Source organism: Mesorhizobium sp. M7A.F.Ca.CA.004.06.1.1, assembly GCF_003999135.1.
Classification (GTDB): Bacteria; Pseudomonadota; Alphaproteobacteria; order Rhizobiales; family Rhizobiaceae; genus Mesorhizobium.
Genome location: NZ_RZPQ01000975.1, coordinates 1 through 1816, shown reverse-complemented (window position 1 = coordinate 1816; position 1816 = coordinate 1). Strand labels below are relative to the sequence as shown.

Here is a 1816-nt window from a genome sequence, read left to right as displayed (position 1 = left end):
GGATGGCGCCGGGCATGTCGAGCCGCGCCAGCGTCGTCACCGTCTCGCGGGTCTTCTGGCGCAGGCCCTTGCCTTCGGCGCCCAGCACCAGGGCGATCTTTTCTCCGGCAAAGCTCTTTTCGAGTTCGGCCGGCGCGTCCGAATCAAGCCCGATGGTGCGAAAGCCCGCCTCGTGCAGCTGGCCGAGCGCGTCGGCGAGGTTCTTCACCTCGATCTGGTCGATGTGCTCCAGCGCGCCGGAGGCGGATTTCGCCAGCACGCCCGATTCCTGCGGGCTGTGGCGGGCTGTGGTGATCAGCGCGCCGGCGCCGAAGGCGACCGCGGAGCGCAGGATGGCGCCGACATTGTGCGGGTCGGTGATCTGGTCGAGCACCAGCACCAGCTTCGCGTCACCAAGCGCATCGAGCCGCTTGGCTTTCAGCGGCTCGGCCTCGATCAGCACACCCTGATGCACGGCGTCCGACCCGGTGATCTTGTCGATGTCCCTGGGTTCGACCAGTTCGATCTTGAAGGGCAGGGCGGCGAGATCGGCTATTTCGAGGCGCTCGGCCGCATTGCGCGTCACCAGCATCTTCCTGATCTTGCGGCGCGGATTGTCGAGTGCGGCGCGCACCGTGTGCAGGCCGTAGAGCCTCACCAGCCCGTCCGCGGCATTTTCGCCCGGCGGAACCGGCTGTCGGGGCCGGAACGCCGGCGCGCCGCCGCTTTTCTCGTCGCGATAGGCGCGGCGCAGCTTGGCGTAATGGGTGTCTTTGGGAGTGTTGGTTTTATCGCTCATGGCTGGCTTCTATAGCGGTGTCCTCCGGCCAAGGATATGGCCCGCCGTCACAGCCGGCGAACAGAAACGAAAAACCATGGTTGCGCGGTTGACACCCAATGGGCTTGCCGCCATAAGGCGCTGCGCTGGTTTCGGAGAACACATAACTCGGGTCCGGATCGGCGTGAATGCCTCGTTGCATGGCTCCGGCGGCAGACTGGAGAGGTGCCCGAGTGGTTAAAGGGGACGGACTGTAAATCCGTTAGCTTAGCTTACGTTGGTTCGAATCCAACCCTCTCCACCACTGCCGGCCCGGAAGCCCTGAAACGCGACAAGAATCGGACCGAAAAGTGCATGGCGCTTTTCGGATGAATCCGGTACTTCAGGTAAGGCGCGGGTATAGCTCAGTGGTAGAGCAGCAGCCTTCCAAGCTGAATATGCGGGTTCGATTCCCGCTACCCGCTCCAGACACTCATCCCATCACCGGCAAACCGAAACACTGCGCACGAGGCGCAGCGCTCCAATTGTCGTGGCTGCCGCGTCAGCTGTTGAACGCGGTGGCGACCTGGTGCTGCTGCGGCACCTGGCCGTTCGGCGTCAGTCTGTCGACGATGCCGGGCAGGGCGGTGGACAGTTGCTTGAGCAGTTCCTGCTCGTCCAGCCCGGTCCGTTGCGCGATCTCGCGAATGATCTGCGGTCCGATCGCGGCGCCAAGATCGTTGGCGTTGATCGGCTGGTTCTGCCCGGTGCCGACCCAGGAGTCGGCGGCATTGCCGTGGCCGGCATTTCTGAGCTTGTCGAGCAGGCCGCCCAAGCCGCCAGCCAGGCCACCATCGGCGGATGTGGTTTCCGTAGGGACGGGAACGGGGGCGGTCGGAGCGGGCGCGGGAGACTGTTCTGGCGCTTCGGCACTTCTGCCGCTCAGCATCTTGCCGACCAGCAATGCGCCGAGCGCGATCATCAGGGGTTTGGTGATGTTGCCGCCGGGAACGGCATTGTCAAAAAGTCCCATAGTGGATCCTCCATAGCGACCAAGGCCCGACCCCTCCTCAACAATGA

At 64.2% G+C, this 1816-nt stretch carries 2 protein-coding genes and 2 tRNA genes; 2 read left to right on the top strand and 2 right to left on the bottom strand.

Annotated features, from left to right (window positions below):
* The coding region (locus tag EN906_RS32850) for an RNA methyltransferase (RefSeq protein ID WP_164777558.1) at positions 1–778 on the bottom strand (778 nt) is incomplete at its 3' end.
* A gap of 198 nt (positions 779–976) precedes the next feature.
* On the opposite strand from EN906_RS32850, the gene EN906_RS32845 reads away from it, so the two are divergent.
* A tRNA-Tyr gene (locus EN906_RS32845) sits at positions 977–1061 on the top strand.
* 89 nt (positions 1062–1150) lie between these two features.
* Positions 1151–1224 (top strand) — tRNA-Gly (locus EN906_RS32840).
* A gap of 74 nt (positions 1225–1298) precedes the next feature.
* Here EN906_RS32840 and EN906_RS32835 read toward each other — a convergent pair.
* Entirely contained in the window at positions 1299–1769 is a 471-nt protein-coding gene (locus EN906_RS32835) for a YidB family protein (RefSeq protein WP_127268141.1), read from the bottom strand.
* Positions 1770–1816 lie beyond the last annotated feature (47 nt).

Bases quoted from the DNA above. Each gene is read 5' to 3' on its own strand.
- EN906_RS32835 (WP_127268141.1), bottom strand. From the start codon at position 1,769: ATGGGACTTTTTGACAATGCCGTTCCCGGCGGCAACATCACCAAACCC.